Raw genomic sequence first — 6917 nt, forward strand, 5'->3', positions numbered from 1 at the left:
TCCTAATTCTAGGGCTCAAGAGGTTGCCGTCATCGCCGCCAGAGCGGCCTGCACATCCGCCAGCTCAACTTGATCGGTCAGCTCCGCTTGGCCAATCCGGTGGGGCAGAACGAAGCGGATCCGCCCTTGCTTGACTTTTTTGTCCGCCTGCAGCGCCTGCAGCACCGCCTCCCAAGGGATCCCGGCGGGCCAGTGGCTGGGCAGCCCTGCCCTTTCGATAAGGCGTCGCTGCCGCTCGGCCTCAGCCGCGCTCCACCACCCCAGGCGGCGGGCGATCTCCCCCGCAGCCACCATGCCGATGGCAACGGCCTCCCCGTGCAGGTAGCGGCGGTAGCCGGTAACGGTTTCCAGGGCATGGCCGAGGGTGTGGCCGTAGTTGAGGATGGCCCGCAGGCCCCCCTCTCGTTCGTCCTGTTGTACCACCCAGGCTTTGCACTCGGCACAGCGGCGCAGCAGATAGTGCAGATCTGCGGGAGCAAAGTCGGCATAGCGGCTCAGCCTGGGCCGGTCTTCCAAAAACTCAAACAGGTCGGCAGCCTGGATGACGCCGTATTTGATCACTTCCGCCAGGGCAGAGGTAAATTCCCGCCGGGGCAAGGTCTGCAACACCGTTGGATCAATCCACACCAGGCGCGGCTGGTAGAAGGCCCCAATTAGGTTTTTCCCGCCGGGATGGTTGACGCCGGTCTTGCCGCCAATGGCCGCATCCACCATGGCCAAAAGCGAGGTGGGCACCTGCACCCAAGGGATCCCGCGCAGCCAGGTGGCGGCAGCAAACCCCACCATATCCCCGATTACCCCGCCTCCCAGGGCCACGAGGGTGGAAGAGCGCTCCAGGCCAAAGCTCAAGGCAGCATCGTAGATCTTGGCCACGGAGCGCAGGGTCTTGTAGCGCTCGCCGGCGGGCAACAGAAAAAGATGAGCGGCAAACCCGGCTTGTTGCAACCCTTGCATCAACTTTTCGGCAAAATGCTTGGCAATACCCGGATGGCTCACCACCAGCACCTTGCCGGCTAGCCCCAAAGCTTGCATCTGGGATCCCAACTGGCTGAGGCTGTGGCCGCCGGAACCTGCGGGGGACTGGATGAGAATGTCGTAGGAGCTGTGGGGAAGCTTGACAGGGATTAGACAGGGATCCATGGGCGCCGCTGTTGAAGAGATGGGATCCAGTGTGGCACGTTCTGGTGCTTGACGTTTTTCCCATGCCTTCTAGCTTAGCCAGTCCTACGGCCCACTTTAGATGAACTGCGTACAGGGCAGGTGGGGAGCTCTTTCTCAGCTTACAAGACTACCCTTGCCTACTGCTCGCGCCAGCGGTGCGAAGCATTCCCCACCAGGTGTCGATCTCCACCCTACGGGGAAAAACGGATCCCAGCGGGCTACTCAGGGCAAAACCGGCAGCAGCGGCAGAATCTCAATTTCGGGGCGCTGGGTTTGGGGGAGAGATTGCGAAGGCCAAGGGGGAGCCGCCGGAGCCATAGGCGGCAGGGCTGACCATGCTGTGCCCAGCGATAAGCTGGTTGAGGCGGGCGATGCGCTCCGCGATGGGGGGATGGGTACGCAAGAAGTCCGGCAGGGATGGACGGAATTGCAACTTGGCCAAAAATTGCGACATGCCCCTGGGATCGAAGCCGGCGCGATAGGTGGCCCACAGACCTTTTTCGTCGGCGACAAACTCGTTTTCGCGGCTTTGCGGTCGGCGTACTCCCAGCTCCAGGGCTAGGGCAGCCAAGGTGTTGTCATCGAGTCCCAGCAATTGGGCGCCAAAGCGGGCGGCGGCAGCCTGCTGCAGTTGTTGAAGGCCGTGACGTTCGCTGATATGGGCGATTTCGTGGCCCAAGACAGCGGCAATTTGGTCGTCGTTGTCGGCAGCTTCCAGGGCGCCAGTGGTGATGTAAACAAAACCGCCCATCGTGGCAAAGGCGTTGATGTCTGGATCCTCCACCACCTGAAAGGTATAGGGCAAGTTGGGGCGTTCGCTGTGGGCGGCCAGCCGCTGGCCGATGCGATTCACCCGCTCCACCCAATAGGGATCTGCACTGACGCGAATCTGTCCGCGGGCTTTCAGTTGCTGGTCGATCTGGCGGCCCAAGCTCACCTCTTGGGCATCGTTCATCTGGCTCACCTGCAGCCATTGCAGGCCGTGGATCAGCAGCCGACCCAGGTCTTGGGCTTGGGCAGGGGATCCCATCCCAGCGGCAAGGATGGCCAGTAGAGCAAAGGCAACCGGCTTGGCCGCGCAGCAACTCCTTCTCTGAGAGGGGATGGGGCCCACCAACGGGATTGCCTCGGCAGCAGAGCGAGGTCTTAATACCCGCATTGGATGCCTCCAAGACAGCCTTCTCTTAGGCTAGCGATCTGGCAATGGGATCGTCCTACCAGAAATGGAAACCCCTCTACCCTTTTGGCTACTTTGACTGAGCTTGCGGCAAGGGGAAGTGTTCCCGCAGCCAGGCTTCTGCCTCAGCGCGAGTGGTGAGCTCGCCGTTGAGGGTGAGGCAGCGCAGGCGATCCAGAATCTCCTGAAAGAGAGGACTCGGCTTGTAGCCCAGGCAACGCAAATCATGTCCGTTGAGGAGCGGCTTCACCCAATGCCACTCCTGCAGGTAGCGCCAGATCAGCCGCCGCGCCGGCTTAGCGGCGAGCCCAGCCAACAGGATCACCGCCGGGATGCGCAGCCTCTGCAGCCGTTGTACCACCTGAGCTGGGGATAGGGATCCGCTTGCCAGTTGCGCCAGCAGGGTTTGGTAAGAGGGAAAATGGCTGAGGCGTTCGATGCCTGCTTGGGTGAGGTGGAGCTGGCTTGCCACCTGGGGCGCTTGGGGGAGCGCCAGAAGCAGAGCTTCCAGGCGCAGTTGCCAGATCTCCTGGGATCCCAACTCGGGGTAGCGGCGGCGGAAGTGATAGGCCCAGCGGCCAACCCGTTGCAGCCGCTGGCACAGGGAAGGCTCCCAGGTTAGATTGGGGTGAATGCAGCGCAGGGCTCCCCAGGCCGAGAGCCGCTCAAAGGCCAAGGGCCAGTCCTGGGAGCGGAGGATGTAGGCCAGCTCCTGCTTGAGGCGCTCCCCGCCAACGGCATCGTGGAGGCCGCTGGCTACAGCAGCGCGGATCCACTCTTCGGTGGTCGGATCCAGCGTAAAGCCCAGGTGCACAGCAAAGCGCACCGCCCGGTAGATGCGGGTGGGATCCTCAATGAAGCTGTTGGGGTGGAGAGCGCGGATGATCCCCTGCTGCAAATCCGCTTGCCCGCCAAAAAAATCCAGCAACTGACCCCGCTGGGGGCCGTTGAGGCGCAGGGCCAGGGCGTTGATGGAAAAATCCCGCCGGTAGAGATCTTGCTGGATGGATCCCATGGCCACCTCAGGTGGCGAAGCCGGGTAGGGGTAAAACTCCGTGCGGGCACTGGCAATATCGACACAAAAGCCCCCTGGCCAGATCAGGGCTGCCGTCTGGAACTTGCCGTGGATCTCCAACCGCGCCTCGGGGAAGTGCTGCTTGAGGGCCTTCCCCAAGATCAACCCCCAGCCCGGCGGATCCGTACCATCGGCGGCCACGGGGTAAGGCCCGTCCACCACCAAGTCCAGATCTAGCCGCTCCAGGCGAGAGGGAGGCTGCCGTCCCCACTGGTGCAGCAGTAGATCCCGCACCGCTCCCCCCACCAGATACAGCCGCAGACCCTTTTCGTCGGCAAGGCGGGCAGCTTCCTCTAGCAACTGGCGGTGCCGCGGCGAGAGAGCGGCAAAGGTAAGATCCAGAGGACAGGAGAGGGCAGGAACAGCTAGGCGAGGCGAGAGGGCCGGCAGCTCGTGCAGGTGCCGCAACACGTCGGTGCGGGTAACAATGCCCACCAATTGGCCATCCTGAAGCACTGGCAGACGGCCAATGTCCCACTGCACCATCAGCCGCTGGATCTCCGCCAGCGGAGTGTCAGGGGAGAGGGTCTTGACATCCGTGGTCATGTAGCCCTTGACGGGGGCATGGCCAAAGCCGTGGTGCAGGGCAATGTCAATGTCCCGCCGCGAGATCACCCCCACCAGGTGCCCCTGGGCGTCCACCACCACCAGGCCAGAGTGGCCGTAGCGCAGCAGCACCCGCTGCGCCTCCTGGATGGTAACCTCGGGCCGAATGGTGCGCACCGGTGAGGACATCAAATCCTTAGCCGTCACCGGCGGCGGGATCCGCTCTCTAACTGCCTGGATGAGGTCGGCCAGCACCTGGGCTGGATCGGGCAAGGGCTGGTCTGGGGAGGCTTTTAGGGTAGCTGCTGCCGCGCAGTCGTGGCCTCCGCCGCCGTAGCGGGCCATCACCTGGCCCAGTTGGACAAACTCCTGCCGTGCCCGCCCAATGAGGCTGAGCCGCTCCCCCTGCCGCGCCACCAAGAGCAGCACATCCACCCCTGTCAGCTCCATCAGCCGCATCACCAGGCCGGCCAAGCCGGGCACAAACTCCGGCAGCTCTAGGAGCCATGTTCCCAGGCGGTACTCCCCCACCTCCTCCACCTGCATCTGGGCCAACCCCTGGCTGAGCAGCTCCTGCATCGGGGGAGTGAGACCATCCCCCAAGAAGCGCCGCAACAACACCAGGTTTACCCCCTGCTGCAACAGCCAGGTGAGGGCGGCAGCGTCGCGGGCAGTGGTTTCCGGGAAGGTCAGGGATCCCGTGTCCATGTGGATGCCCAAAGCCAGGGCCAGCCGCTCAAAGGGGCTGAGGCGGATCCCAGCCGCCTGCAGCCGCTCCACTAGGAGGGTACAGGTGGATCCCACCGCCTCAATGTGAGCGCTAACTTGCTGCTGGGGCCACAGGCGCTCGGGCGGGGTTGGCGGATCCCCGACATGGTGGTCAAAGATCTCGATCTGCGTCCCGGGTGCGCTCAACCATGCAGCGGCCTTGCCCAGGCGATCCGGATCGTGGCAATCTACCAGGATCCAGCGCTGCACCTGGCGGGGATCCACCGAGCGCAGCTCGATGAGGGGAAACTCGTCCCGGTAGAGGGCCAAGAACTCCTGCACCCCCGGCAGGGATCCGCCGGTCAAGGCAATACGAGCACCTGGATAGAGCCGGGCTGCGCCCACCGCCGCCCCCAGGGTGTCAAAATCTGCCGCTTGATGACACAGGATAAGATTCATGCTACAAGCCCGCCCTCCCCCTCCATCCTGACGGAGGCCAAACCCCGGTCGCAGGGATCGAGGGAAAGCGCTGCTGCAAGCCCTAGAGCGTAGTTAGTTCTTTTTCTTTCTCTGCCAGCAGCTCGTCGATCTTTTTGACGTAGCGGTCGGTCAATTTTTGGATCTCTTCTTGGCGACCCTTGGACTCGTCTTCGGAGATCTCGCCGTTTTTCTCCTGCTTGCGCACCGCGTCAATGGCGTCGCGGCGAATGTTGCGAATAGAGACCCGGCCCTCTTCGGCCAGCTTGGCCACCTGTTTGCTCAGCTCTTTGCGGCGCTCTTCTGTTAGAGGAGGGATGTTGAGGCGCACCACCTTGCCGTCGTTGCTGGGGGTTAGGCCCAGGTCGGAGGCGACGATGGCCCGCTCAATTGCCGCCAGGGTCGAGGGATCAAAAGGCTGGATCAAGAGAGTGCTGGCATCTGGAGTGGTAATGCTGGCTAGCGCCTTCAGGGGAGTGGGAACGCCGTAGTACTCTACTTGAACGCGATCCAGCAGGCTGGCATTGGCCCGCCCGGTGCGCACCGTGTTAAAGGAGCGCTGGGTGGCCTGCACTGCTTTGTTCATCAACTCCTCGATCTCAGCTAGCTCCACGGCCTTTTCCTCGCTCTCAAGACGGTTTGCCAAGGCTCAGGCGCTAGTGGCCAAAAACCAAAACCTCTAGCGCCAGCCTGAGTTTAATTCTATCCCTTTCTAGAGGCCATTCTTTGTCCTGGCAGCCGACCCAATTGCAGTCCCCTAGAATCGTCATGAACTTCTCGTCTTGGTCCATGTCCGGGATCCCTTCCGCTCTTTCCTCGCTGAGGCTGGGGCTTGAGCAGGTCAACCTCTCGGCTTCGGCTCTATCGCTATTGGACTACTGCCCCCGCTTGTTTTGCTACGTGTACCTAGAGCGGCTCCTCTGGCCTGCAGCCAATGCCTTTGAGCACGAAGCAGAACAACGGCGAGGCCAGCAGTTCCACCGCCTGGTGGAGTGGTACAGCCGCGGGCGGCAGGTGGAGCCGCGCTTGTCTGGTTTGGACGAGACAGTACGCCAGTGGTGGCAGGTGTTCTTGGCCAGTCCTCATGCTCATCCGCAGGGGCGGGTGTTGGCCGAATTGCCCCTCTGGCAGCGCATGGAGGGGTTTAACCTCACTGCCCGCCTGGATCGGCTGGTGATTGCCCCGGGATCCCTGCAGATTGTGGATTGGAAGACGGAGCGGCAGCGCCCGCCTGACGAACAGTTGGCCCAGGACTGGCAGGTGCGCCTCTACCCGCTGCTGCTGTGTGGGGTGGCCGATCAACTGCCCCTGGAAGTCCCCTTCCAGCCGGAGCAGGTGCAACTGACCTTTTGGTATGTGCAACACCCGCAGCAGCCTTTTCAGGTGCGCTACAGCGCCGCCGCCTACAAGCGGGATCTGGCCCACCTCAAAGCCACCCTGGCCCGTCTGCGGCAACTGGAGGCGCAGGACTTTCCAGGGATCCCCTACGGTGAACGCTGTGCCAGTTGTCTGTTTTGCTCCCGCTGCCACGGGCTCATGCCGCAAGGGATCCCTGCCCAGGACCTCACCGCTTGGGTCTGGGGGGCCCAGGAGCAAGCAGGGGAAGAAACGCCGGAGGCGGAATGGCTGTAGGGCGCCCGCCTGCCCACCCCCCTGCACCGCAAACCTGCATACTGGGTTAACGTAAGGTGCGGAATTCCCCACCGTCTATACGGTGGGGATGGATAGCACCCTCTGACTGATTCTGGATCTGTGTCTTATTCACATCTCCGC

The 6917-nt window shown here is 62.7% G+C and carries 5 protein-coding genes; 1 reads left to right on the forward strand and 4 read right to left on the reverse strand.

Annotated features, from left to right (window positions below; all coding sequences use genetic code 11):
• Positions 1 to 15 precede the first annotated feature (15 nt).
• From aroB to frr, 4 genes are all read right to left on the reverse strand, one after another.
• Positions 16 to 1140: a 3-dehydroquinate synthase gene (aroB, locus tag NW841_RS11030; protein ID WP_414386397.1), complete on the reverse strand. Its 1125-nt coding sequence runs from the start codon at positions 1138 to 1140 to the stop codon at positions 16 to 18.
• 274 nt (positions 1141 to 1414) lie between these two features.
• On the reverse strand, positions 1415 to 2320 hold the full coding sequence (locus NW841_RS11035; RefSeq protein ID WP_414386399.1) for a M48 family metallopeptidase: 906 nt from the start codon (positions 2318 to 2320) through the stop codon (positions 1415 to 1417).
• Between the two features lie 88 nt (positions 2321 to 2408).
• Positions 2409 to 5126, reverse strand: coding sequence for a CBS domain-containing protein (locus tag NW841_RS11040; protein ID WP_414386401.1), 2718 nt, complete (start codon positions 5124 to 5126; stop codon positions 2409 to 2411).
• Positions 5127 to 5208: 82 nt separating this feature from the next.
• Positions 5209 to 5757 carry a ribosome recycling factor gene (gene frr, locus NW841_RS11045; protein ID WP_414363962.1) on the reverse strand — a complete coding sequence of 183 codons (549 nt, stop codon included), beginning with the start codon at positions 5755 to 5757 and terminating at the stop codon, positions 5209 to 5211.
• Positions 5758 to 5912: 155 nt separating this feature from the next.
• Here frr and NW841_RS11050 point away from each other — a divergent pair, with 155 nt between their 5' ends.
• Complete coding sequence (locus tag NW841_RS11050; RefSeq protein ID WP_414386403.1) at positions 5913 to 6776, forward strand: PD-(D/E)XK nuclease family protein; 864 nt, start codon at positions 5913 to 5915, stop codon at positions 6774 to 6776.
• Positions 6777 to 6917 lie beyond the last annotated feature (141 nt).

This window comes from Synechococcus sp. H60.3, assembly GCF_047462295.1.
Lineage (GTDB): Bacteria > Cyanobacteriota > Cyanobacteriia > Thermostichales > Thermostichaceae > Thermostichus.

What these genes read in the sequence shown, in the direction of transcription:
- aroB (WP_414386397.1), bottom strand. Translation starts at nt 1,140, where the DNA reads ATGGATCCCTGTCTAATCCCTGTCAAGCTTCCCCACAGCTCCTACGAC.
- NW841_RS11035 (WP_414386399.1), bottom strand. Translation starts at nt 2,320, where the DNA reads ATGCGGGTATTAAGACCTCGCTCTGCTGCCGAGGCAATCCCGTTGGTG.
- NW841_RS11040 (WP_414386401.1), bottom strand. Translation starts at nt 5,126, where the DNA reads ATGAATCTTATCCTGTGTCATCAAGCGGCAGATTTTGACACCCTGGGG.
- NW841_RS11050 (WP_414386403.1), top strand. Translation starts at nt 5,913, where the DNA reads ATGAACTTCTCGTCTTGGTCCATGTCCGGGATCCCTTCCGCTCTTTCC.